Raw genomic sequence first — 23,407 nt, forward strand, 5'->3', positions numbered from 1 at the left:
TTTATAGATTCAAAATTTTAACAAATAACGTTAAAAAAGCAAGATGGATTGCGATTCAACCTCGTAATTTATCCAACAATCTGTTTAACTCATCGAATTCACTTTCTGTCAAATCTCCCATAACATTATCAAGTGGTATCATACCAGCATTAACTTGCTCCAAAAACGCAGAACCTTTTGGTGTTATTTTCACGTCGCAAGCTCTTCTGTTACCAATTTTTTGATCTCTGCTTACATATCCTTTAGCAAAAAGTTTATCTACTAGTCTAGAGGCATTGGACATCTTGTCTAACATCCTTTCAATGATCTCATTGATTGTGATAGCTTTACCTTTTTGGCCATTCAATATCCTCAACACATTGTATTGTTGGCTACTTATATCAAATTCTTTCAGGAATTTATTCTGTTTAAAGTTAAGCCAATTATTGGTAAATATAATATTTACCATTGTTTTCTCATGATTGTTTTTAAATGGCTTGGTTTGTTTTATTTCCTGCTCTAAACTCATACTTTTGTAAATGAAAGAATATTAAATATGTATTTACATAAATTACAAATGTAAAAAAATAATTTCAAAAAGATTCTATGAATATTGACAAAAAACTAATCTTGGCATCCAATTCTCCTCGAAGAAAAGAAATACTAACCTCTGCAGGGTTTAAATTTGAGATTTTGGTAAGAGAAACCAATGAGGAGTTTGACTCAAATATGGACTACAATTTAGTACCTGAATTTCTAGCCAGAAAAAAAGCGGAATGTTTTAAAGAATTTGATAATGAAACAATCATTTTAAGCTCTGACACAGTGGTTATTAATGACAAAAAAATAGTCAATAAACCTCAATCGAAAGAAGAAGCTTTTGAAATGTTAAGTAGTTTGAGCAATAAAACCCACGAGGTAATTACGGGTGTTTGCCTTAAAATAGGCGATAACTATTCTACATTTTCAGATCAAACGGTGGTAACTTTCGAAGATTTAAATAAGGCAGAAATTGATTTTTATATAAAAAATTATTCGCCAATGGACAAAGCCGGAGCTTACGGAGTGCAAGACTTCATAGGAATGATAGGAATTTCAAAAATCGAAGGTTCATTCTACACGGTAATGGGTTTACCGATACATAAAGTTTACAAAGCACTTAAACCATTTATAGTTTTTTAATGAAAGACGATATTACCATATTTTTAAATGAGCCTGACGACAAAGTTTACGTTAGAGTTCCTGATGATATAGAAACCCACTATGAGCTCCAGAATCTATCTGGCAAAATTCTACAGGAAGCCACACATGACAAAAGCCTCCATGACTTTGACTTAACCGGCTTACCTGAAGGGATTTATTTCGTAATAGTAAACCAAGGAAACTTGATTAGATCTAAAAAAATAATAAAAGGCTATCACCCATAAAATGTAAATGAAAACAATAATTATAGACATGGACGATGTAATGGCAGACGCCAGTGCAGGTATTTTAGACGTCTTCAATGAATTAAATGGAACAGACTTAAAAAAAGATTTTTTTAAAGATAAAAACTTTTATGATTTCATGAATTCTGGTAAATACTTGACATATAGAGATAGGCTATTTGATCAAGGCTTTTTTATTAACCTAGAAGTGATGCCTGATGCTCAAGAAGTTATAAAAGAACTTTCAGAGAAACACAAAGTTTATATTGTTTCCGCAGCCACAGAATTCCCAAACTCTTTAAGAGAAAAATACGATTGGATGCAAAAATACTTTCCGTTTATATCTTGGAGGAATTTTATGCTTTGTGGCGATAAATCAATTGTAAAAGGTGATGTAATGATAGACGACCATGAGAAAAACTTAAAGACTTTTTCAGGCGAAACTTTACTTTTTGACGCCATGCACAATCAACAACTTGAAGGCTACCATAGAGTTTATAATTGGCAAGAAATTCATAACTATTTCTTTAAAAACTGAGACTATGCTTATAAGAATATTGTATTTTCTGATTTTAGTTTTAGAAATATTTTTCAGTCAAAATGGCGATTTAACCTTTGTGAAAATCACAAAACCACTATTGATGCCTTTATTGATGATTTTGGCAATTCAATCTGGCATTAAAGACAAGTTTCTATACATCGCCTTGTTTTTTAGCTTATTAGGTGATGTATTCTTAATGTATTCAGGACAAAACTATTTCATGCTTGGGCTAGGCTCTTTTTTGATTGGTCACTTTGCTTATATTTTATTATTCAAAAAGCAATTCCGATTTAATCTCATAAAAAGTTTACCTTTTGCAATAGCTACTTTTCTATATTTTATGTTTCTGAAAAGAGGAATACCAAATGAACTATTCGTTGCTGTAACTCTCTATTGTTCGGTTATTACATTGATGGCAATTTTTGCTGCCTGCAGAATCTCAAATGCTAAGTCTTATCAAATCGTATTATTGGGAGCCATCCTTTTTGTAATTTCTGATTCATTAATAGCGTACAATAAATTTTATGAATCGCTAAAATACAGCTCAGTATTGGTAATGAGTACCTATGGAGTAGCCCAATATCTGATAGTCACTGGCTGGGCAAAAAAGAATTAAACGATATTGGTTTTTATAAGTTTGATAGCTATGGCTAAAAGTATCAAACCAAATACCTTTTGCAGAACTTCTATAGTACCAGGTTCTAGTTTTTTCTCAAGCCAAGCGGAAGATTTAAGTACAATAAATATCAAAACTAAATTTACCAAAATACCACAAATGATATTAACATCAGCGTATGCAGCTTTTAATGAAATCAAAGAAGTCATAGTGCCTGCACCTGCGATTATGGGAAACGCCAAAGGAACCACACTACTGGCTTTGCCTTGGTTTATAGGATTATGTTTAAAAATTTCTCGCCCTAATATCATCTCAAAACCAATAATCAACAGTATCAATGCACCAGCCATGGCGAAAGATTTTACGTCCACACCAAAGAGCTGGAGTATTTTTGTTCCTAAAAACAAATAACCCAACATCAAACCTCCTGATATCAATGTTATACGTTCGGCATAAATGTGACCAACTTTTTTTCTAAGATTAAGAATGATAGGTATAGAGCCTAAAATGTCGATAATCGAAAACAAAATAAGAGAAACTGAAAGTATTTCTTTAAAATTGAATTTCATTTGTTGATTTTTTTCGTGAAATTAACTAAAATTCGCTAATACTTTAAATAGCGTTTCAAAATCTTCATCAGGTATAGCAGGAAAATTTGCAATCCGCACTGAATCTCTTTTCCATTCGCCGTATCCTTTTCCTATAACTATATTATTATCAAACAAATACGACATTAATTTACTAACACTTTTAGGCTTTACGGCAATTACAGTGTCTGATCTAGTTTCGGGATTCTCGACTAAAATTTCAAAATCTGACCGAGTTTCAAAAAATGAATATATTTTTCCTGCTCTTTCTTCTAAATGGTTAGAAATCGCATGTATATTCTCTAGATATTCTAAATTCCTCTTTAATAGGTAAATGCCTAAAATATTAGGTGTATAATGTGTTTGATTCTTGTCAAAATTCTCTTTAATAAATACCAAACTATTGTAATGATTCCTTTCATTGATTTCCTTAGCTTTTTCAATAGCCCTTGGTGAGAGTATCAAAAAACCTAGACCAGAAGGCAATCCAAAGCACTTTTGGCTTGAAGCCAACCAAACATCTGCCAAACTAATATTATGATTAAAGCCGCCTAATGAAGATGTGGCATCAATAAAAAGCAATGCGTGTGGGCTATTTGTTTTTAAGATGGACAAAGATTCATTCGAAATTTGCGTGCCATTTGAAGTTTCATTAGCCACACAGCAGATAATATCATTTTCAGGATCTGTTTCTGCCTCTTCAATTTTTTGATTTACAAAAAAACGAGTACCTCGAATTTCCGGAATGGCAAACTGCAAACTAGCATTTATTTGGGCGTTAGTTACAGCATATTTAAACCATTTTTTTCCGAAAGCTCCATTATAAAAAAACTGTATTTTCCCTTTAAAAAGTGACTGAATACACACTTCCCAGCTTTCTGTAGCAGATGAAGTAAAATAAACCTCATAATTATCTGGTATATTTAAATGGTTTTTAAGAAGGCTTTTACAATCTTTCAAAAGCTGCATAAAATCATCACTGCGATGGTTTTTTTCTAAAATAACAGACGCAAAAGCTTCCGCAGCAAATTCTTTAATTCGAGGATAAATCTTTGACGGACCAGGATAAAAATTTAACATATTGGTATTCTTAAACAAAAAAAGGGGCAAATGCCCCTGTAAATGTATTTATAAATAGTTTAAGGTGTATATCTATTTCCTCCAAAATCAGAAGTAGACCCTGTTTTTAATGTTACCTTTTTAATATTCCCTAACCTTTTCAAAACAGGCTTCGAGTATTTATTTTTCGTATCCTTCATCTCTATTTACTGTTTTACAATTCTCTTTTTAATAATTCTAGTATCTACTAATCTAACTTCTAACACTAAATTCCCTGCAGAAACATCGCTAATATCGAAACCTCCTGACATCTGGGTCCAAGTCTTTAAAAGTTTTCCATTGTTGTTATATAAATAAGCATCAGAAATCTCTTCTTTTTTTACATTTTTCAAAGTAATAAAGTCAGTGCAAGGATTGGGATAAACTTCAACTTGTCCATCCAAAAATAAATTTACACTTATAATTTTTGAAAACTCAAAGCTGTTATCTATATCAACCTGTTTAAGTCGATAGTAATTAATGCCATCTAAGGGTTTTTCATCCACAAAAGCATATTCAGAAACTGCATTTAGACTACCGTCCCCTTTAACTTTTCCAATTGTTTCAAAACTTTTAGCATCGGTGCTACGCTGTATTTCAAAATGAGAGAAATTGGATTCTGAGGTGGTTTGCCAAAGAAGATTTATTGATAGTTCATAATTTCTTTTCGCTTCAAAACTTAATAGATCTAAAGGAAAAACCGAAGACGTGCTTGTTCCATTTGCTAATTGTAAACCATTGAAAGCACCAGTAGACCCTCCTGAATTCCAAGATGAGTTAGCTACCGATGATATCTCTATAAATCCACCATTACTTACTACTGACGCACCATAAAATGTACCGCCATCTCTAAATACGTACTCTGCAGTTGTTGAAGTAGTTCCTGTTTTGACAGGAATATTAGTACCAGAAAAATAGGATCCATACTGAATATCTGTGGCACCACCATCAGTAATTGAAACTGCGTCATATACCGTAAAACTACCTCCATTAGTGAGATCAACATTTGGAGTTCCATCATTTAAATCGTCAATATCATTTCCGATGACTTGATTTGGACACTGCATTAAAATAAATGTTCCAGTACCATTTTGTAAATCTGGACTAAAATCAGCGGTATTTACACTTGTAGAATTAGCTGGAGTAGAGGTTGTCAAAACGGATGTTGAGGCTCTCCATAAAAATAAACCATTGGAACCAATAGTCTGCCCTGACAACGATATCTTTTGTCTAATAACCCCTGCTCCGGTTGCATCTCCATCGATTAACAAGAAACATAAGCCATTCAAACTTTGCCCAGGTGTTCCCATAATTTCAAAAAATTCTAAAGGAGAATCTGTTCCAGGCGGATTAATTAAAATCGACCTGATTTGCTGAGCAGATAGGTAAGAGTATCCAAAGGAAAATAAAACAAAAAATAAAATTTTCTTCATATAAGTATATAAATTTTAATCACACCCACCAACTTCAGCCTTAAAAACCACACCATTTTCCGCAACAAACCCCGGACTTAATTCTATAGATGGTGCCACAAATTTAATGTTAGACAAATTAAAAACCTTATTTGTCACAACTATTTTTCCATTTATTTTGTTTGCAATAACATCTCCAATAATGTTATCAAAATCATTACTTGGACTATCTAAAACAATAATATTATCACAAGGTGACAAAACCGGTCTGCTAAAATATTCGTATTGCGATATTGTTGCATAATGATCAGATGTTGTAGTAGAATAATAATGAACTGGAGGCCTAAAACTAGTGACAGAGTTCGGAATATATTTCAAACCAGTTTCTTTATCACCGAAACCATATGAAATTATTTGGTGATCGATATAATCGGAAAATGTACTAGTACTCGAACAACCGATATCGCTAAATAATTTTGTAATAGGATTCCAAAGGACGTTTGGCCTTTTACTATTCAATAATGTATCTTCAGGATTTTGATGCAAAAATGGTGCATAAGTACTAGCATGACCTCCAGCATAGATAGATTGATCCAAATCGTCATTTAAATCTCCAATTATCATGATCTTTCTGCTTGGAAACTGAACTTGAAGGGAATCATACAAAACCTTAACATCAAACTTTCTTCTTTCAAACGCCTCTAGATCTGACCCAGATTTTGCATGTAAGCCTACAAAAAGTACAGTGTCTTTTTTGCCTGACAAATCAATTTCTGCCATAAACTGAAATGGCTTACGACCAGAAGCCCAAAATTGAGTAGCCAAACCAGTTGGAGGATAATCCTCTAAAACTAGATTCTCAAACATTGGTCTTGAAAAAATTTTTCTTACAATATTTTTATTGTAAATAACACAAACACGCTGTCCAAAAGGATCCGGAGTTTCTAAGTAAGAGTATGAATAGGAAGAGGAACATTCACCAGTATATGTTCCTGAGCCATATTCTGTATTTAAACCCTCTATTAACTTTCCGAAAGCCGTCGTATTATCTTCTGGATTTGAGGCATTATAACTACATATCTCTTGCAACATATACAAATCCGAGTGAGCCGCATTTAAAACAGTTTGGCAATTCGCAATTTGTAAATTATCATCCACCCCACTTTGGCTCGGTCCAAATGTTGGATTCCCCAACCACTCTAGATTCCAGTTAAAAACATCAAATTTATCTACAGGTTTTGAATAGGTTGTCACGCCACAACCACTCGTAGAAACACAGGGATATGTACTTTCCTGAAAATCAGATGTTAGCCTTGGAAATAATTGCATTTTATCAGTAGTTCCACCGGCATTAATAAATCTACCAACTATACCAGTTATATCTTGAGTTACTGTAGGAATAGCAGACCCAATGATTGAAACAGCTCCTGCATCCACCCTGATTTCTGAAAATCCCTGATTGTTACAGGCACTTAGATTGTAATTTGAAGCAGAGGAATATGTCCCAATATTTAGAATATTTACACCTTTCTCTTTTACAATCCTCCCTTCATTAATTTTTAAAAAATCCATAAATGAAGTGTCAATTGGAGGATTGTTGGCGTCAAATACCAAAGGTAAAATCGGAATTCCACCTGCAATTTTATCAAAACAGGTAATAGAAACAATTTCAGATTCTCCGTTAAATCTCGTTGGAGTACCACTTAAACTTACCCAATCTCCTATTTTAAGTGAATAATTGGAAACGATATTGGTTTGATAAACCGCAATACCTCCTGTAGAATCTTGCAAATAAAACTTACTACTGCCAAAAACACCAGTTACTTGGCCTTTGATAGTATAAATTGTGAGTCCAGTATAACTCCCCAAAGGAGGCAAAGTATTTCTTACTGTATCTATATCTGTAATAATTCCGCAAGATAGACCATCAGATACTTTTCCATCTAACTTAATATTTAAATTAGACGCTCCACCGCCTGAGTTGACTATATTAAAACCTGTCCCTCCATATAAACCTATTGCCAAATTAGCCTTTAACCTTACATAAATAGCTGTTTGACCAAAATACCCATCCGAATAAGTTACAGTAATTGAATCGGAGAAATTCAGTGTTTCTTCAAGAGAAATTTCAAAATCATGAGGAGCTTTTACGCCTACATTTCCAACGGAGGGGTCTAAATTAATTCCACTTAATTGATAAAGGAGAGGCAGGGAAGGGCCGTTGTTTACTAAATAATTGATATCGGAGATAGATTTTTTAGTAGTTAACAAAGTTGGAGAGGTATTATCTTCCCCTGTTAGTTTTATTTCATCTATGAGCCATAATTCCCCTGGAGAGTTATTTTTCAATGAAACCCTAAAATATAAATTTGGGACCGAAGGTAAGTCTGTTAAAACAATAGAGCTATATCCATCTAAATTCTCACCTCCTTTTGTAGCAGTAAAAGTCCCAAAATTCCCAACACCACTGTAATATCTTGAAGCGAGACCTGTTCCGTTAAATCCCCACCACGAATTTCCCGTTGTGAAACCTTTTACTTCAATTTCTTTATAAAAGTTTATTCCATCTGTGCTAAATAAAACCTCGACATAATCTGAAGCATCGGCACCGTTAGCAGTTGTAATAGAGTAAGAAGCTAATTTAAATTCTATTTTAAGGTTTTTCAAATACGTTGTATTTATTGGATCAAAATCTAGAAGTGTGTTGCCATTTAATGTTCCAAAACTTTTTGATCCACCATTAAATAGATTTGCGTTTAATGGTTTGCCAGGGTTTGCCAACACGCCACTTAAAATGCTATCCCCTGTCCCAGAAACTGAATAATTCCAAGCAGGAACAGCGGGTAGGGTCTCAAAATCTTGTTGGGCAATAGTAATCTGCGAGAGTACTTTCGAAAAGGAAAATAGAAAGAAGGCGAGAAAAAGACCTCTTTTCATTTAATTAGTTTTAAGTAGTTTGTATTCTGAAATTTGATTCAAATGTAATATCAATTAATCAAAATTAGGATATGAAATATTATCAATTCGTTAAATAAATCAATATTGACTTAAAGGAATCCTAATTCTCGGTTTTTCGGCAATGGCCTCAGGCTTAAACATCAAAAACCAATTGGTGATTTCTTCGAATGCTGCAATATTTAAAGTATAAACTACAAACTGTCCTTTCTTTTTGGAGCTTACTAATTCAGCCTGTCTTAATAAATCTAAATGATGTGAAATACTTGGTTTAGACATATTAAATCTATCAGAAATTTCTCCAGCTGAAAGATCTCCAAGCCTTAAGATTTCTAAAATCTCACGTCTTGTTTTATCATTTAATGCCTTGAAAAGGTTATTCATCGTATTTGTAAAAATTAATAATTGTAAATTTAACTAATTAATTATTTATACCTACAACAAAATGATATTTTTTCGAATATTTTCAAGAGTTTTAAAAACTAAAATTTAATAAGGGCATAATAATTGGTATATTTGCAGCATATAATGTTAAAGAAATTTAGCTTTTTTAATAATAAAATATTCTTTGTTTAATGAAAGTCCTAAAATTTGGCGGTACATCTGTTGGAACTGTTGATAGCATAAATCAAGTCATACATATAATTTCTGAAAATAAAACCCCAGTTGCCGTAGTATATTCAGCTATGGGAGGAGTTACCAATAAGTTGATTGAAATAGGAAATCTTGCTACAGCAGGAGATTCCAAATATTTAGATATCCTTAAAAATATCGAAGAAAGACACATGAACGCCATAAGATCATTGATTGGCGTAAAGTCTCAAAGCTCAATTATCGCTAAAATAAAAGGCAATTTTAACGAAATCGAAGATTTGCTAAAAGGTATAACCTACATTGGAGAATTAACTTTTCGTACTTTAGATTTACTTTTAAGTTTCGGGGAAAGACTTTCTACGCAAATTATCACATTCGCATTAAATGAGCGAGGAATAAACGCTGAGTACATAGATACAAGAAACATTATAAAAACAAATAGCCATTTTGGCTTTGCAGAAGTTGATTTTGCAGCTACAAATCCTTTAATAAAAAAAGCATTATCAGACACTAAAAAAGTTTATTGCTTGACTGGGTTTATAGCTTCAAATTATGAAGGAGTAACTACAACTCTCGGAAGAGGTGGCTCTGATTATACTGCTTCTATTGTTGGAGCCGCTTTAAATGCCGAAGTGATTGAAATTTGGACAGACGTAAACGGCATGATGACTTCAGATCCAAGGAAGGTCAAAAATGCATTTACTATTCCTGACATTTCTTATGCTGAAGCCATGGAACTTTCTCATTTTGGAGCAAAAGTAATCTATCCTCCAAGCTTGGTCCCTGCCTTTCAAAAAAACATACCCATAAAAATCCTGAACACTTTCTCAAAAGAGCACCCAGGTACAACTATTTCGAAAGAAATAAACCAAAAAGCCTATTCTATCACGGGGATATCCTCAATAGATGAAATATCCTTGGTAAACCTTCAGGGAAATGGCATGATAGGTGTCGCTGGTGTTTCTGCTAAACTTTTTGGAATACTTGCAGAATACAAAATCTCAGTAATTCTAATATCACAAGCATCTTCGGAGCATTCAATATGTTTTGCCATAGAACCAAAAATGGCCGATACTGTTCAAACCATTTTAGAAGAAGGTTTCAAAGCTGAAATTAGTAATGGCGACATTGAAAGCATTTCCATTCAAAATAGTCTATCTATTATTGCAGTTGTTGGCGAAGGAATGAAGTCATCTTCTGGAACTTCTGGAAAGTTATTTTCAATATTAGGTAAAAATGGTATCAATGTAATAGCCACAGCACAAGGTTCATCGGAGTTAAACATTTCGGTTGTAATTAAGAAAAAAGATATTAGCAAAGCCCTCAATGCTATTCATGAGACTTTTTTCGAAATTGATGGCTTTACTTTGAACCTATTCATCGTGGGGCCAAGTGGACTAATTGGTAAAACACTCTTAAAACAGATAGCTCAACAATCTGAGTTTTTGAAAAAAGAAAAAAATCTAAATATCCGTTTGGCTGGCTTAGCAAATACCAAGAAAATGCTCCTTGACCCAAATGGAATTGAAATAGAAACTTGGGCTCAAAAACTAGATGAAGCTGGAGAGAAAATCAATTTGAGCGAATTTATTGACGATATCAAAACTTTAAACTTAGCGAATAGCATTTTTGCAGACTGCTCAGCCGACAAAGACATTGTGCAATATTATTATCCATTGTTAGATAGTAATATTTCAATAGTTACGCCCAACAAAGTAGCTAACTCAGGTTCTTTCGCTGAATACGAATCTTTAAGAAACATTGCAAAAAAACGCAATGTAAAATTCTTATACGAAACCAATGTTGGGGCGGGTTTGCCACTTATAAACACCCTTCAAGGCTTAATAAATAGTGGAGACCAAATACATAAAATAGAAGCTGTGCTTAGCGGCACTTTATCATTTTTGTTTAACAACTTTGTGGTAGGCTCAAAGTTTGTAGATATCGTAAAAGAGGCAAAAGCCAAAGGATTTACAGAACCAGACCCACGAGACGACTTAAATGGAACAGACGTAGCTCGGAAAATATTGATATTAGCTCGGGAATCTGGATTAAAACTTGAGTTTAAGGAAGTTGAAAATATACCGCTTTTGAGCGAAGAAGCAATGGCTGCTGACTCAGTGGAGAGTTTCTATGATGTTTTAGAAAAAGAAAATAGCAAATACGAATCATTATTATCAACTGCTGCTGAAAAAGGCGAAGTTTTAAGATTCATCGCAAGTTTAGAAAAAGGAAAAGCAAAATTAGGTCTTACTTCAGTAGGAAAATCGCATCCTTTTTACAATTTGGCTGGTTCTGAAAATATTGTTTCGTTTACAACTGAGCGATATTTCAGTAATCCTTTGGTAGTAAAAGGCCCAGGTGCGGGTGCTGAAGTAACCGCAATGGGTGTTTTTGCAGACATTATAAGTTTAAGTAGTTTTTTGGCATAAATCAAAAAAAAATTGGATTCAATTAAAATTTTTGCACCAGCCACAGTGGCAAATGTTGCCTGCGGATTTGATATTTTTGGACTTGCTGTTGACAATCCAGGCGATGAAGTTATAGTAAGTAAAAGAAATGACAATCAAGTAGTTATAAAAGAAATAACTGGCGATGAAGGAAAACTCACCTACGATTCTTCAAAAAACACCGTTACTGTTCCGATAATTAAATACCTTCAAAAAATTGGATCTGGACAGGGATTCGATATTGTTTTAAATAAAAAAATGCCTCTTGGCAGTGGTCTTGGAAGTAGTTCTGCAAGTTCGGTTGCTGGTGTTTTTGCAGCAAATGAATTGCTAGGAAAGCCATTAAATACGAAAGACTTACTACCCTTTGCAATGGAAGGTGAAAGAGTGGCCTGCGGTTCTGCTCATGCAGACAATGTGGCCCCAGCTTTACTAGGAGGCTTTGTGGTTATCAGATCTTACGCTCCATTAGATATATTTCAAATAAAAACACCTGAAAATCTTTACGTTTCTATAGTTCATCCTGATATTGAGGTAAACACGAAAGATGCTAGACATATTCTTAAAAATGAAGTTTCGATGAAAAAGGCGATTTCTCAAATGGGAAATGTAGCAGGAATGGTAGCCGGATTAATGAGCTCAGATTTTGATTTGATTGGACGCTCAATGGTTGACCTAATTATAGAGCCTATTAGGTCTATTTTAATTCCTCAATTCTTTGAAGTCAAAATGGCTGCAGAAGAAGCAGGAGCATTAGGCTGTAGTATTTCTGGAGCTGGTCCATCAATTTTTGCTTTTTCGGAAGGTAGAGAAAAAGCAGAAAAAGTAATAGTAGCCATGAAAAATGAATTTACCAGAGTGGGGATTAATACCAATACATTTGTTTCTTCAATAAACAATTTAGGCCCAAAGATTTTAGATTAAACATTATTATTCCATTTAAAATCGTTATTTTAATATGATTTTAAAAACTTCATCATGAAAGCATCGGATATAAACAAAATATTTAGAGAGTCTATCGCAGATTATCATTTGGTGGATAATGTTGATGCAGAAATGCCACAAAAATACACCGAAAGCAATTTCAAAAAGCTACTTTATCTTAAAAATTGGATAGATACCGTTCAGTGGCATTTGGAAGATATCATCCGAGACCCGGTGAATCGTCCTGATTTTTTGGTTTCTATTAAAAAAAGAATAGACGAGTCGAATCAGTTTAGAACAGATACTGTTGAGCAAATAGACGAGCTCCTTTTCGAAAATTTTAGAAATATTAGTAAAGGCGACAATCCAAGAATGAACTCAGAAACACCTGCTTGGCTTTTAGATAGAATGTCGATTTTACAGTTAAAAATTTATCATTTCAAAGAACAGATTGAACGAAAAGATGCCGACGAAAATCATTTGAATACTGTAAGGCACAAATTAATGATTTTGGAAATTCAAGAAAAAGATTTGGAGCTTTGCTATGACCAGTTGATTGAAGATTTGGAAGAGGGTAGAAAATACATGAAATTGTACAAACAGATGAAAATGTACAATGACCCAAACCTTAATCCTGTTTTTTACACTAAAAAATGAAAAAAATAATTGTTTTTAGGTTTTCAGCAATGGGTGACGTCGCTTTAGTGCTTCCAGCCTTAATTACTCTCTTAAAAAACAATGAAAAAATTGAAATTACAGTAGTCACAAGACCCAAGTTTGCTGTTTTTTTCCAAAACATTGATCGTTTAAAAGTTCACGAAGTAGACTTTGAAAACCAATTCAAAGGCATTTCTGGCATTTTTAGATTGTTTTCAATTTTAAAAAATACAAAGCCAAATTACGTCTTTGACCTCCATTCTAACCTTCGAACACTCCTACTCAAATCACTTTTCTTTTTTACAAAAAGTAAAACCTTCACATTTGATAAAGGAAGAAAGGAGAAAAGTGAACTAGTAAAAAACAGAAATTTTAAGCCTTTAAAACATACCACTGAAAGATATTTAGATGTTTTCAAAAGAGCAAAAATATTAGATCAAAAAGTATTATTAAATACCGAAACTCCAGCTTTTAAAATCTCAAATTCTTTTGAAATTAAGATTTCAAACTTCCTTCGTGGTAAAGGAAAAACGATAGGCATAGCCCCATTTGCTCAACATTTAGGTAAAATTTGGCCTTTGGAGAATTACAAAAAGCTAATTGAATTAATAAATACCCATTATCCGAATGTAAAAATTTTATTGTTTGGAGGAGGAGAAAAAGAAAAAATAGCCATCGATAATTTAATTCTAAACACAAAAAATACTGAGAATCTTGTTGGCAAATTCAATCTAAGTGAAGAGTTAGCTTTAATATCCAAACTAGACTTAATGATATCAGGAGATAGTTCCAATATGCATTTGGCGGCACTTTCGGGCATTCCTGTGATTTCTATTTGGGGAAGCACACATGAATATGCAGGTTTTGGAGCTTTATTTCAAAACCCAGAAAATAGTATTCAAATACCAAAAGAGAACTTAGAATGTAGGCCATGTTCAATATATGGCAACAAACCTTGTGCAAGGAAAGACTATGCTTGCTTGAATTGGATTACTCCTGAAATGGTTTTTGAAAGACTGAAGACTATTTTTTAAACTTACCCTTAATAGACCCAAGGATCCCAGTCCATTTTTTGTCTTTTGTAATTTCTATTTCTGGAAAAACTTCTTCTACTGGCAAAGCCAAAATCTCATCTGCAAAACTCTGGAAATCCATTCCTCCAAATGTTCCTGAAGACATCATTAAAAGATTTGAATGGAACCAATTTTGAGATTTCAAAAAAGTCTTTAATTCTTCGGCATCAGTAAATACTTGTAAATCTTCTCTTCCAAAAAAGCCTTTTACGTCTTCAACTGATAATGCAGGCATTTTCTTCATTTCCAAAGTATGTGGAGAGAAAAATACCACGGCTAAGTCTGCAGCATTTAATTTTTGGTCATAATGCGGCAAAAACTCCTTATTCAAACTAGAAAAAGTATGCAATTCATAACAGGCAACCAATTTTCTAGTAGGATATAATTCTTTTGTAGCATGCGTAGTAGCTCCAACTTTTGAAGGTGCGTGTGCAAAATCTCTAAAAATATGGGTATTTGAATTTAAACCCAAGGTTTCTAGTCTTTTTGATGCTCCTTTAAAGTTCTGAATAGCTTCATAAAACATCTCTTCTGTAATACCAAGCCTTTCTAATATAAGTTGAGCTCCTTTTAGGTTTTTCATATTATGTTCACCAAAAATCTCAATAGGCAATTCGCCATTGGCTATTTGAAGAAAAACCTTCCCGTTTTTAACAGTATAAGGATGTGCCTTGTAAGGCATTTTATTTACATCTGGCCTGTCTTTTTCTCCTATCACTTTTACAATATCATCCGTCTCATCAAATACCAAAGAACCCGCTTTATCTATTCCATCAGCTAATTCTTCAAATGCTTTTACGTAAAGATCAAACGTAGGAAAAACATTAAAATGGTCCCAGGCGATACCACTAATTAATACAATATGAGGATGATAAAACAAAAACTTAGACCTCATTTCAATGGCTGAAGAAAGATATTCATCGCCTTCAATAATTATTACAGGAGCGTCATTGGTTAGTTTTACCATCAGATCAAAACCCTCAATTTGAGCTCCAACTAAATAGTCAAAATTCCGTTTGTGAAAAGCCAAAACATGCAAAATAATGCTAGTTATTGAGGTCTTTCCATGGCTTCCTGCTATTACTACTCTTTGTTTATTTTGAGACTGCTCAAAAACATATTCAGGAAAAGAATAAACCTTTAAACCCAACTCAGTAGCTCTAAGCAACTCAGGATTATCTTTTCTAGCGTGCATTCCAAGAATAATTGCATCTAAATCGGCAGATATTTTTTCGGGAAACCATCCATATTCTTTTGGCAAAATACCTGCCTTTTCTAATCTGGATTTTGCTGGTTCATATATTTCGTCATCCGAACCCGAAACTTCGTATCCTTTTTGATGTAAAGCCAAAGCCAAATTGTGCATTACGGCTCCGCCAATTGCTATAAAATGTACGCTCTTTGTTGATTTGCTCATGTTTATTATAAAAAAATCGAAACTTAATCGATAAATAAAGAAATATGGTCTTTATAAACTGTCCATATTTGCAAAGTTCTAAAATTTATGTCAATTTTGCACGTTATTTTTTTTAAGTACAAACTTCCAAAAGCAGCGAAAGCACAATAAATGAAGAGATATATAGATTTAATTCAGCAAACCTTCGAATTCCCAACTCGTGAATTTGGCGTTGATGCAAGAAACAATCTTCAATTTAATAACGTCCCATTGATGGATGTTATTAAAAAATACGGAACTCCATTGCGTATTTCTTATTTACCTAAAATAAGTGAACATATAGAACATTCTAAATTGCTTTTTAAAAATGCAATGAAGAAATATAATTATAAAGGAAGTTATACCTATTGTTATTGTACAAAATCCTCTCATTTCAAGTTTATTCTTGAAACAGCCTTAAAAAATAATATCCACCTAGAAACTTCATCTGCGTTTGACATGCCCTTGGTAAAAACGCTATTTGAAGAAGGAAAAATCAGTAAGGAAACCTATATAATTTGTAATGGCCATAAAATGCCTAATTACTTAAATTATATCGCAGATTTTCTTAATGATGGTTTTGTTAATTGTGTTCCTATTTTAGATAACTTGGGAGAAATTGATTATTACCTTGAAAATGTTCATGCCGAAAGTGTCGATATTGGTGTACGAATAGCCACTGACGAAGAGCCTACTTTTTCATTTTATACTTCACGACTAGGTATAAGATACAAAGATGTTGACAATTTGTATCTTGAAAAAATCAAACCAAATCCAAGATTTAAATTGAAAATGTTGCATTTTTTCATTAATTCTGGGTTAAAGGACACAGCATACTACTGGTCTGAATTGACAAGATTTATGTTCAAATATTGCGAACTCAAAAAAATATGCCCTGAACTAGATTCTATAGATATAGGAGGTGGAATGCCGATTCAAACATCAGTAGTTTATAATTTTGACTATCAGGCAATGATAGACGAAATCATAGAAAACATTCAATGGATATGTCATAAAAACAATGTTCCTGTTCCAAACATCTTTACAGAATTTGGCAGCTATACTGTAGGAGAAAGTGGAGCCATTTTATATAAAATTATTGACCAAAAACAACAAAACGACCGCGAACTTTGGTACATGATCGATGGTTCTTTCATAACACAATTGCCTGACTCTTGGGGTATTGGTCAAAAATATATAATGCTTCCAATTAACAATTGGGATGCCCCATATACAAAAGTAAACCTCGGTGGTTTAACTTGTGATTCTGCCGATTATTACAACACAGAGTCGCATTCAGAAGATTTGTATATGCCAATGGTGGACGACAATAACCCTGAAGAGGAGCAGTTTATTGGATTTTTCCATACTGGTGCTTATCAGGAATCTCTTGGTGGATATGGTGGTATACAGCATTGCTTAATCCCAGCACCAAAACATGTACTAATAGATCTTGATGAAAACGGAAATCTAACCACTGAATTGTTTGCAAAAGAGCAAGGAGCAGAAAGTATGATGAAGATTTTAGGATATAGGTCTGATAGGAAAAAAGCCGAACCTTTGGTTGTTCAGGATGAAAATATTAACTTTCATGCTGAAAATCAGTAAAATAAAATTTTCATAATCCCGTTTTAGAAAAAAAGAACAAAAATCAGAATAAATGAAATCGAAATTAGCATTATTAGTTATAAGTGGAGTTTTAATATTTTCATCATGTAAAAAGCAACCTTGCCCTGCTTATGGCAAAGTAAAAGCTTCTCCAAATAACTCTCAAATTAGAGCATAAATGTACTTTTTGAATTTTTAGTTTAACCTTTAAATCAATTTTAATATTAATTGGTTTGAAATTTAATTTTTAGTTTTACTTTTGAATATCCTATTCCAAAAGTAATATAAGTGGCTACAATAATTAAACTAAAATCAATAGAAAATCAAGATGGAATTCTTTCTGTTTTCGAGCATTTAATGCCAGGATCAATAGAAAGAGTCTACTTTATTTATGGTGTTCCCGAAAACAAAGTGCGAGGGGGACATAGTCATAAAGAAACTTGGCAAGGCTTAGTTTGTTTAAAAGGCGAGTGCAAAGTATATGTTCAGGAAAACATTTCAAAAGAAAATGTATTTGAATTGAATAGCCCAGAAAAATGCCTACTTTTAAAACCAAGTGACTGGCATCAAATGTATGATTTCACTGAAGATTGTATCTTATTAGTTCTAGCTAATAAAAATTACGACCCTAACGATTACATTGATAAAGCTTATTCTCCTGAAAAGGCTATACCAGCTTCGAGTTTTGCATCTTAATTTACTTTATGGATATACCTTTCCTTTCATTAAAAAAAGTAAACCTGAGATATCAAGTGGAATTTCAAGAATCCTTTTTGGAATTCGTAGATATTGGACATTACATACTTGGTCCTCAGGTAAAAGCATTTGAAGCTAATTTCGCTGAATATTGCCAATCTAAATATTGCATAGGAGTTGCTAATGGACTAGATGCATTAGAGCTGATAATAAAAAGTTATAAATTCCCCTCAAATTCGGAAATTATTGTTCCTGCCAATACCTATTATGCAAGCATACTTTCAATTATAAATGTTGGATTAAAACCTGTATTAGTTGAACCCAAAGCCTACGATTTACTATTAGATACGACCAATTTAGAAACCCACATTACACCAAAAACTGTCGCAATATTAGGAGTAAATTTATATGGAAGAATGTGTGATTTATCTCGCCTAAAATCAATTTGTACCGACAGAAACCTCAAATTATTTGTAGATGCAGCCCAAAGCCACGGTGCCTTATATAATGGCACAACAAACTGCATAGGTGCAGACGCTACTGCCTACAGTTTTTATCCGACAAAAAATTTAGGTGCACTATCAGATGCAGGAGCTGTTATAACTGATGATATAGATTTAGCAAATGAAATAAGAAAAAACAGAAACTATGGGTCTGAAATAAAGTATAAATTTGATGGACTAGGTAGAAACAGTAGATTAAGTGAGTTACAAGCTGGATTTTTAAATATTAAATTAAAGTATCTAAATGAAGAAATAAATATTAGGAGAGATATAGCAAGGAAATATTTAAATGAAATCAAGAATCCACGCATAATACTTCCACCAAATGACAATATAAATGAAGACGCTTGGCATCTATTTGTAATTAGATGCAAAAACAGAAAATCATTAGCTCAGTATCTGGAAAAGATGCAAATTGGCTACGAAATACATTATCCGATTCCGCCTCACAAACAAAAAGCTTTTTCTGGATTTGGAGATTTTGAACTTCCAATAACTGAAGAAATCCATGAAACTATTTTGAGTTTACCTCTGAATCCGTCGTTGAATCAAAATGAAATTGATTATATAATTAAAATCCTAAATGAATTTGAATATGCTTGATTTTTCTATAGTAATTCCTGTTTATAATGGAGCAAATTCTATTGAGCATTTAATAGATGCCATTGAGTTAAATCTGAATAACTATAATTTCGAGATTATATTAATAAATGATGGTTCGAGGGACAATTCTGCTGCTATTTGCAAAAAAATCGCGTTTGAAAAATCTAATGTTAAATTTATAAATTTAAGAAAGAACTTTGGAGAATTCAATGCAGTAATATGCGGTCTAAACTATGTAGAAGGTGCATTCGGGGTAATTATCGATGATGACTTCCAAAACCCTCCCTCAGAAATCATAAAATTACTCAACAAAGCTAAATCAGAGGACTTTGATGTGGTGTATAGTTACTATGAAACTAAAAAACATCATTGGTTTAGAAACTTGGGAAGCAGAATGGTTAATTATTTAACTACTTTTCTTTTGAAAAAACCTTTCGATTTATATTTAAGTAGTTTTAAAATTATAAAGAAAGAGGTAATTGATGAAATTAAGAAAAGTAATAGTCCGCATCCATATATCGATGGATTGATATTTCAAATAACAGACAATGTTGGAAAAGAAATGGTAGACCACAATGAAAGGTTTGATGGAAAATCTAATTATTCATTTCTAAGACTAGTGAGCCTAACTTTAACCATAATTTTCGGATACTCGCTTCTTCCGCTTCGTCTTACATTTTTGGCCGGATTTATGTCAATAATATTTGCTTTGATTTATATGCTGCTATATGCATTTGAAGTTATACCTGAATGGGGTTCTCCAATTGTAATATTTATGTGTGGAGTTATCCTTTGTGGCATTGCCTTAGTAGGCGAATACATAGGAAACGCATTCCTCTTAATGAGTGGAAAGCCGCAATATGTAATTAAATCAATACATTCAAAAGACCTTAAATAACATTTAAAGCCTTTTTTATTCTTTTTATAGCTTCTTCCAAATTTGCCCTTTGTGTAGCAAAATTCAGTCGAAAATACCATTTCCCTCCGAAAATTGAAGCATCTTGTACACCTACGCCAAACCTTTCTAAAACAGAAACAAAATCTTCAATACCTGTGCTTTCGTAATTCACCCAAGCTAAATAAGTGGCTTCTAAAGGCTCCATTTTTAAACCAGGAATCTTATTAATTTCATTTAATAAATATTCATGATTTCCTTTTAAATATTTGAGCATTTCTAGCCTCCAGTCTTCACTATCTTTATAGGCAGCTAAAGCAGACTCCATTGCAAATGCAGAAAGCATAGGCATCATACCGTATTTTTTCTTTTCAAACCTATCTCTTAGTTCTTCATCAGGAATTATAGCCAAAGAACAACCTAAACCTGCAATGTTAAAAGTTTTGCTTGGAGCTAGAAGTGTAATACTTCTTTTTTCAATTTCTTTGTTCAAAGAAGCGATAGAAATATGCTCTTTAGTTTCATCTAATATTAAATCACAATGAATTTCGTCAGAACAAATAAACAAATCATTTTTCACACAAAAATCTGAAAGTTTTTCTAATTCTTCTTTTGAAAAGACCCTACCATTCGGATTGTGCGGATTACAAAGCATGTACAGTTTAGTACTAGGATTCGCAGTTCTCTCCATTTCCTCAAAATCCATTTCCCACCTTTGGTTTTGCCAAACAAAAGGAATGTCTTGCAATCTTCTTTTCCCCATATCTGCTGCCTCTAAAAAAGGCCTATAAACTGGTGTAGAAGTCATAACAGAATAAAAATCATCTGAAACACACTGCGTAGCAGTATGAAGCCCGGGTACTAAGCCAGGCAGCCAGACTATCCACTCTTTCTTTATATCCCAATTATGTCTTGTTTTCAATCTCTGCATTACGATTTCCACAAGCTCATCAGGGGTTCGGCTATACCCTATTACGCCATGATCAACTATTTTTTGAAGGGCAATTTTTATAGGTTGTGCTACTTCAAAATCCATATCCGCCACCCACAATGGCAAAACGTCTTCCGAATACTTATCCCATTTATAACTATTTGTATTTCTTCTATCTACTAAAGAATTAAAATCCATATATCAAATTTAAATCGTTGTTCCTCCGTCTACTTGAAAATTCACACCTGTTGTATATGCCGATGCATCAGATGCTAAATACAAAACTAAAGCTGCGATTTCATCCACAGTTCCCATTCTGGCAATTGGTAATCTTTTTGTGAAATGTTCCAACATTTTTGGATTTTCCCACAATGCCTGACTAAATTTAGTTTTTATCAATCCAGGACTCAAAGCATTTACTCTGATGCCGTCTTGCCCCCATTCCTTAGCCAAAACTTTAGTTAGCATATTTAATGCAGCTTTACTAACACTATACATTCCTAAACCTGGATCTGGGGTAGTTCCGGCTATGCTGCTGATATTGATAATGCTTCCGCCACCTCTGTTTTTCATTACGGGATGTACCATTTTAGAAAATTCAAAAGGAGATTTCACATTTACCTGCATAATTTTATCAAACGCATCTCCAGGACAATCTAAAGCTGGTCCGTAAACCGGATTTGTAGCGGCATTATTTACTAAAATATCTACTCCTCCAAAAACTTCAATTGTTTTATTTAACAAACTTTCAAGTTGGTTAAGATCTCCAGAATGTGCGGCAAAAGCCAACACCTCAGCACCCGTTGATTCAGATATATCTTTAGCTAAGACTTCTAAATCAGCCTGTTTCCTGCTACTTATAACTACTTTAGCTCCATATTGAGCCAAAACTCTAGCAATCGCCTCACCAATCCCTTTACTTGCTCCAGTAACAACTGCTACTTTATCTTTTATTGAAAATATATCTTCCATTTTATTGAGCTGTTAAACCTCCATCAATTGTTAAACAATGGCCAGTAATAAAACTAGCATTTTCCGAGGCCAAATAATAAATAGCCGAGGCAATTTCTTCTGCCACCCCAAACCTTTTCATTGGTGTTGCATATTTTAATCCTTCTCTGTATTCAATCTCCAATTGAGCATTTTCAAGCATATTGGTTTCTGTAAATCCAGGACAAACGGCATTAACTCTAATACCAATTTTAGCGTATTCTATAGCAAGAGTTTTGGTCATCCCCACCACTGCGTGCTTACTGGCTGAATATGCGATGTGATTGGCCATACCTACCAAACCAGCTACTGAGGCAACATTCACAATTGAGCTTTTCGCATCTTTTTTAAGATGAGGTAAAGCTAATTTAGTCATATGAAATACACCTTTTACATTCACGTCCAAGATTGTATCAAAAGCATCTTTAGGATAATCAGCAGTTTTAACACGTGGACCCAGAATTCCGGCATTATTTACTAAAACATCAATTTCTAAATTCAATTTTTCAAAATACTCCCCTACTTGTTGATAATCAGAAACATCCAACTTACTGTAATTTATGGAGGAATTTAAAGATGCTACTTTTTTCGATAAAGTCGGATTAACTTCTTCATTTAAATCAATACCAAAAATCGAAAACCCTTCTTTGGCGAAAATCAAAGCTGTGGCATAACCAATACCAGAATTAACTCCTGATATTAAAACCTTCTTATTATTCATGTTTTATTGTTGATTGAGTTGAATTTGCAAATTAGTGATTTATCTTTTTGGAATTTAGAATAATGTCTGAATTTTAAGCAAAAAACTATATTTTTGTATTGTAAAAATCAATAATTTAAAGAAAAAAATGGAAACTAAAGGTCAAAAACCACCAGGTCAAAAGTTAATTAAAAAGATGACCTTAAAAACTAAATGGCTCCTTACTTCTGTAGCTGCCTATTTCTTATTTGGCTTTGGATTGTGTTTTTTTGTGATTGGTCTACAAAAGATTCATGATGGATACGACAAAGCTACTTGGATATTCATCAGCCTTTTAAGTTTAACTATAATTTTTACTGGCTTAGCTTTTTTTGCAAATGGAATTATTTACCAAATGGAGATTAAAAGCAGGAAGATTTGGAAACAAAAACAGAAATACAATAAGAAAATGAGGGCAGAGACAAAATCTAACTCTAATACTAATATACAAAAAAGCCCTCAAAAATGAGGGCTTAAATTATTTTGCAGCTTCAGCTTTCAAAACCTCAACTTCAACCTTTTCAATATTTGGTCTTAAAGTAAGTCTTTTTATAGATGCAACTTTATTATTAGATATTGCTCTATTTTTGCGTGCTTTTCTTTTTAACTGAGTAACTCCCATTGCTAAATATGTTTAATTATACCTTTATTCTGAAATTGAGGTGCAAAGGTATAAAAATAATCAATCAATTTA

25 protein-coding genes are annotated in these 23,407 nt (G+C 33.2%); 14 read left to right on the forward strand and 11 right to left on the reverse strand.

Annotation, left to right across the window (positions count from 1 at the left end):
* Positions 1-55: 55 nt before the first annotated feature.
* Positions 56-508: a MarR family winged helix-turn-helix transcriptional regulator gene (locus EGI22_RS07175; protein WP_255067439.1), complete on the reverse strand. Its 453-nt coding sequence runs from the start codon at positions 506-508 to the stop codon at positions 56-58.
* A gap of 77 nt (positions 509-585) precedes the next feature.
* On the opposite strand from EGI22_RS07175, the gene EGI22_RS07180 reads away from it, so the two are divergent.
* The 4 genes from EGI22_RS07180 to EGI22_RS07195 are packed head-to-tail and all read left to right on the forward strand — an operon-like array spanning position 586 to position 2,563.
* On the forward strand, positions 586-1,161 hold the full coding sequence (locus EGI22_RS07180) for a Maf family nucleotide pyrophosphatase (RefSeq protein ID WP_255067440.1): 576 nt from the start codon (positions 586-588) through the stop codon (positions 1,159-1,161).
* Positions 1,161-1,406, forward strand: coding sequence for a T9SS type A sorting domain-containing protein (locus EGI22_RS07185; RefSeq protein WP_255067441.1), 246 nt, complete (start codon positions 1,161-1,163; stop codon positions 1,404-1,406). The genes EGI22_RS07180 and EGI22_RS07185 overlap by 1 nt, the downstream gene beginning before the upstream one ends.
* A gap of 7 nt (positions 1,407-1,413) precedes the next feature.
* Positions 1,414-1,944, forward strand: coding sequence for a 5'-3'-deoxyribonucleotidase (locus EGI22_RS07190; protein ID WP_255067442.1), 531 nt, complete (start codon positions 1,414-1,416; stop codon positions 1,942-1,944).
* Positions 1,945-1,948: 4 nt separating this feature from the next.
* Complete coding sequence (locus EGI22_RS07195; protein ID WP_255067443.1) at positions 1,949-2,563, forward strand: lysoplasmalogenase; 615 nt, start codon at positions 1,949-1,951, stop codon at positions 2,561-2,563.
* Here the strand turns inward: EGI22_RS07195 and EGI22_RS07200 are convergent.
* From EGI22_RS07200 to EGI22_RS07220, 5 genes are all read right to left on the reverse strand, one after another.
* Positions 2,560-3,132: a MarC family protein gene (locus EGI22_RS07200; protein ID WP_255067444.1), complete on the reverse strand. Its 573-nt coding sequence runs from the start codon at positions 3,130-3,132 to the stop codon at positions 2,560-2,562. The two genes, EGI22_RS07195 and EGI22_RS07200, sit on opposite strands and share 4 nt — an antisense overlap.
* Positions 3,133-3,153: 21 nt before the next feature.
* Entirely contained in the window at positions 3,154-4,230 is a 1,077-nt protein-coding gene (locus tag EGI22_RS07205) for an aminotransferase class V-fold PLP-dependent enzyme (RefSeq protein ID WP_255067445.1), read from the reverse strand.
* Between the two features lie 185 nt (positions 4,231-4,415).
* The gene (locus EGI22_RS07210; RefSeq protein ID WP_255067446.1) at positions 4,416-5,681 is read right to left on the reverse strand and encodes a T9SS type A sorting domain-containing protein; all 1,266 of its coding nucleotides are present in this window, start codon (positions 5,679-5,681) and stop codon (positions 4,416-4,418) included.
* 15 nt (positions 5,682-5,696) lie between these two features.
* On the reverse strand, positions 5,697-8,597 hold the full coding sequence (locus EGI22_RS07215) for a 3-coathanger stack domain-containing protein (protein WP_255067447.1): 2,901 nt from the start codon (positions 8,595-8,597) through the stop codon (positions 5,697-5,699).
* Between the two features lie 99 nt (positions 8,598-8,696).
* On the reverse strand, positions 8,697-8,999 hold the full coding sequence (locus EGI22_RS07220) for an autorepressor SdpR family transcription factor (protein ID WP_255067449.1): 303 nt from the start codon (positions 8,997-8,999) through the stop codon (positions 8,697-8,699).
* Between the two features lie 191 nt (positions 9,000-9,190).
* Between EGI22_RS07220 and thrA the strand changes: the two genes are divergently transcribed.
* From thrA to EGI22_RS07240, 4 genes are read left to right on the forward strand one after another with little or no spacing between them, the layout of a single operon-like run.
* On the forward strand, positions 9,191-11,641 hold the full coding sequence (thrA, locus tag EGI22_RS07225) for a bifunctional aspartate kinase/homoserine dehydrogenase I (protein ID WP_255067450.1): 2,451 nt from the start codon (positions 9,191-9,193) through the stop codon (positions 11,639-11,641).
* A 12-nt stretch (positions 11,642-11,653) separates the two neighbouring features.
* Positions 11,654-12,583, forward strand: a complete 930-nt coding sequence (locus EGI22_RS07230) for a homoserine kinase (protein ID WP_255067451.1) — start codon at positions 11,654-11,656, stop codon at positions 12,581-12,583.
* A 54-nt stretch (positions 12,584-12,637) separates the two neighbouring features.
* A complete protein-coding gene (locus EGI22_RS07235; protein WP_255067452.1) occupies positions 12,638-13,240 on the forward strand; it encodes a DUF4254 domain-containing protein in 603 nt (200 codons plus the stop codon).
* Positions 13,237-14,274, forward strand: a complete 1,038-nt coding sequence (locus EGI22_RS07240) for a glycosyltransferase family 9 protein (RefSeq protein ID WP_255067453.1) — start codon at positions 13,237-13,239, stop codon at positions 14,272-14,274. Before EGI22_RS07235 ends, EGI22_RS07240 begins: the two co-directional genes overlap by 4 nt.
* On the opposite strand, the gene murC is transcribed toward EGI22_RS07240, so the two are convergent.
* Positions 14,264-15,730, reverse strand: coding sequence for a UDP-N-acetylmuramate--L-alanine ligase (gene murC / locus EGI22_RS07245; protein WP_255067454.1), 1,467 nt, complete (start codon positions 15,728-15,730; stop codon positions 14,264-14,266). The two genes, EGI22_RS07240 and murC, sit on opposite strands and share 11 nt — an antisense overlap.
* A gap of 150 nt (positions 15,731-15,880) precedes the next feature.
* Between murC and EGI22_RS07250 the strand changes: the two genes are divergently transcribed.
* From EGI22_RS07250 to EGI22_RS07270, 5 genes are all read left to right on the forward strand, one after another.
* On the forward strand, positions 15,881-17,356 hold the full coding sequence (locus EGI22_RS07250) for an arginine decarboxylase (RefSeq protein WP_255067455.1): 1,476 nt from the start codon (positions 15,881-15,883) through the stop codon (positions 17,354-17,356).
* Between the two features lie 52 nt (positions 17,357-17,408).
* Complete coding sequence (locus EGI22_RS07255) at positions 17,409-17,534, forward strand: hypothetical protein (protein ID WP_255067456.1); 126 nt, start codon at positions 17,409-17,411, stop codon at positions 17,532-17,534.
* 110 nt (positions 17,535-17,644) lie between these two features.
* The gene (locus tag EGI22_RS07260; RefSeq protein WP_255067457.1) at positions 17,645-18,052 is read left to right on the forward strand and encodes an FdtA/QdtA family cupin domain-containing protein; all 408 of its coding nucleotides are present in this window, start codon (positions 17,645-17,647) and stop codon (positions 18,050-18,052) included.
* Between the two features lie 8 nt (positions 18,053-18,060).
* Complete coding sequence (locus EGI22_RS07265; protein ID WP_255067458.1) at positions 18,061-19,158, forward strand: DegT/DnrJ/EryC1/StrS aminotransferase family protein; 1,098 nt, start codon at positions 18,061-18,063, stop codon at positions 19,156-19,158.
* Positions 19,151-20,056, forward strand: a complete 906-nt coding sequence (locus EGI22_RS07270; RefSeq protein ID WP_255067459.1) for a glycosyltransferase family 2 protein — start codon at positions 19,151-19,153, stop codon at positions 20,054-20,056. Before EGI22_RS07265 ends, EGI22_RS07270 begins: the two co-directional genes overlap by 8 nt.
* On the opposite strand, the gene EGI22_RS07275 is transcribed toward EGI22_RS07270, so the two are convergent.
* From EGI22_RS07275 to EGI22_RS07285, 3 genes are read right to left on the reverse strand one after another with little or no spacing between them, the layout of a single operon-like run.
* A complete protein-coding gene (locus EGI22_RS07275; protein WP_255067460.1) occupies positions 20,049-21,182 on the reverse strand; it encodes a MalY/PatB family protein in 1,134 nt (377 codons plus the stop codon). The genes EGI22_RS07270 and EGI22_RS07275 overlap by 8 nt on opposite strands.
* A 9-nt stretch (positions 21,183-21,191) precedes the next feature.
* On the reverse strand, positions 21,192-21,956 hold the full coding sequence (locus tag EGI22_RS07280; protein WP_255067461.1) for a glucose 1-dehydrogenase: 765 nt from the start codon (positions 21,954-21,956) through the stop codon (positions 21,192-21,194).
* Between the two features lies 1 nt (position 21,957).
* Positions 21,958-22,695, reverse strand: a complete 738-nt coding sequence (locus EGI22_RS07285; RefSeq protein ID WP_255067462.1) for an SDR family NAD(P)-dependent oxidoreductase — start codon at positions 22,693-22,695, stop codon at positions 21,958-21,960.
* Positions 22,696-22,822: 127 nt separating this feature from the next.
* Between EGI22_RS07285 and EGI22_RS07290 the strand changes: the two genes are divergently transcribed.
* Positions 22,823-23,182 (forward strand): hypothetical protein, encoded by a 360-nt coding sequence (locus EGI22_RS07290; protein ID WP_255067463.1) that lies wholly within the window; start codon positions 22,823-22,825, stop codon positions 23,180-23,182.
* A gap of 9 nt (positions 23,183-23,191) precedes the next feature.
* On the opposite strand, the gene EGI22_RS07295 is transcribed toward EGI22_RS07290, so the two are convergent.
* Entirely contained in the window at positions 23,192-23,335 is a 144-nt protein-coding gene (locus EGI22_RS07295; RefSeq protein WP_255067464.1) for a hypothetical protein, read from the reverse strand.
* Positions 23,336-23,407: the final 72 nt, after the last annotated feature.

The sequence above is a fragment of the Lacihabitans sp. LS3-19 genome (assembly GCF_024343575.1).
GTDB lineage: Bacteria > Bacteroidota > Bacteroidia > Cytophagales > Spirosomataceae > Leadbetterella.

What these genes read in the sequence shown, in the direction of transcription:
- EGI22_RS07175 (WP_255067439.1), bottom strand. Translation starts at nt 508, where the DNA reads ATGAGTTTAGAGCAGGAAATAAAACAAACCAAGCCATTTAAAAACAAT.
- EGI22_RS07180 (WP_255067440.1), top strand. Translation starts at nt 586, where the DNA reads ATGAATATTGACAAAAAACTAATCTTGGCATCCAATTCTCCTCGAAGA.
- EGI22_RS07185 (WP_255067441.1), top strand. Translation starts at nt 1,161, where the DNA reads ATGAAAGACGATATTACCATATTTTTAAATGAGCCTGACGACAAAGTT.
- EGI22_RS07190 (WP_255067442.1), top strand. Translation starts at nt 1,414, where the DNA reads ATGAAAACAATAATTATAGACATGGACGATGTAATGGCAGACGCCAGT.
- EGI22_RS07195 (WP_255067443.1), top strand. Translation starts at nt 1,949, where the DNA reads ATGCTTATAAGAATATTGTATTTTCTGATTTTAGTTTTAGAAATATTT.
- EGI22_RS07200 (WP_255067444.1), bottom strand. Translation starts at nt 3,132, where the DNA reads ATGAAATTCAATTTTAAAGAAATACTTTCAGTTTCTCTTATTTTGTTT.
- EGI22_RS07205 (WP_255067445.1), bottom strand. Translation starts at nt 4,230, where the DNA reads ATGTTAAATTTTTATCCTGGTCCGTCAAAGATTTATCCTCGAATTAAA.
- EGI22_RS07210 (WP_255067446.1), bottom strand. Translation starts at nt 5,681, where the DNA reads ATGAAGAAAATTTTATTTTTTGTTTTATTTTCCTTTGGATACTCTTAC.
- EGI22_RS07215 (WP_255067447.1), bottom strand. Translation starts at nt 8,597, where the DNA reads ATGAAAAGAGGTCTTTTTCTCGCCTTCTTTCTATTTTCCTTTTCGAAA.
- EGI22_RS07220 (WP_255067449.1), bottom strand. Translation starts at nt 8,999, where the DNA reads ATGAATAACCTTTTCAAGGCATTAAATGATAAAACAAGACGTGAGATT.
- thrA (WP_255067450.1), top strand. Translation starts at nt 9,191, where the DNA reads ATGAAAGTCCTAAAATTTGGCGGTACATCTGTTGGAACTGTTGATAGC.
- EGI22_RS07235 (WP_255067452.1), top strand. Translation starts at nt 12,638, where the DNA reads ATGAAAGCATCGGATATAAACAAAATATTTAGAGAGTCTATCGCAGAT.
- EGI22_RS07240 (WP_255067453.1), top strand. Translation starts at nt 13,237, where the DNA reads ATGAAAAAAATAATTGTTTTTAGGTTTTCAGCAATGGGTGACGTCGCT.
- murC (WP_255067454.1), bottom strand. Translation starts at nt 15,730, where the DNA reads ATGAGCAAATCAACAAAGAGCGTACATTTTATAGCAATTGGCGGAGCC.
- EGI22_RS07250 (WP_255067455.1), top strand. Translation starts at nt 15,881, where the DNA reads ATGAAGAGATATATAGATTTAATTCAGCAAACCTTCGAATTCCCAACT.
- EGI22_RS07255 (WP_255067456.1), top strand. Translation starts at nt 17,409, where the DNA reads ATGAAATCGAAATTAGCATTATTAGTTATAAGTGGAGTTTTAATATTT.
- EGI22_RS07265 (WP_255067458.1), top strand. Translation starts at nt 18,061, where the DNA reads ATGGATATACCTTTCCTTTCATTAAAAAAAGTAAACCTGAGATATCAA.
- EGI22_RS07270 (WP_255067459.1), top strand. Translation starts at nt 19,151, where the DNA reads ATGCTTGATTTTTCTATAGTAATTCCTGTTTATAATGGAGCAAATTCT.
- EGI22_RS07275 (WP_255067460.1), bottom strand. Translation starts at nt 21,182, where the DNA reads ATGGATTTTAATTCTTTAGTAGATAGAAGAAATACAAATAGTTATAAA.
- EGI22_RS07280 (WP_255067461.1), bottom strand. Translation starts at nt 21,956, where the DNA reads ATGGAAGATATATTTTCAATAAAAGATAAAGTAGCAGTTGTTACTGGA.
- EGI22_RS07285 (WP_255067462.1), bottom strand. Translation starts at nt 22,695, where the DNA reads ATGAATAATAAGAAGGTTTTAATATCAGGAGTTAATTCTGGTATTGGT.
- EGI22_RS07290 (WP_255067463.1), top strand. Translation starts at nt 22,823, where the DNA reads ATGGAAACTAAAGGTCAAAAACCACCAGGTCAAAAGTTAATTAAAAAG.
- EGI22_RS07295 (WP_255067464.1), bottom strand. Translation starts at nt 23,335, where the DNA reads ATGGGAGTTACTCAGTTAAAAAGAAAAGCACGCAAAAATAGAGCAATA.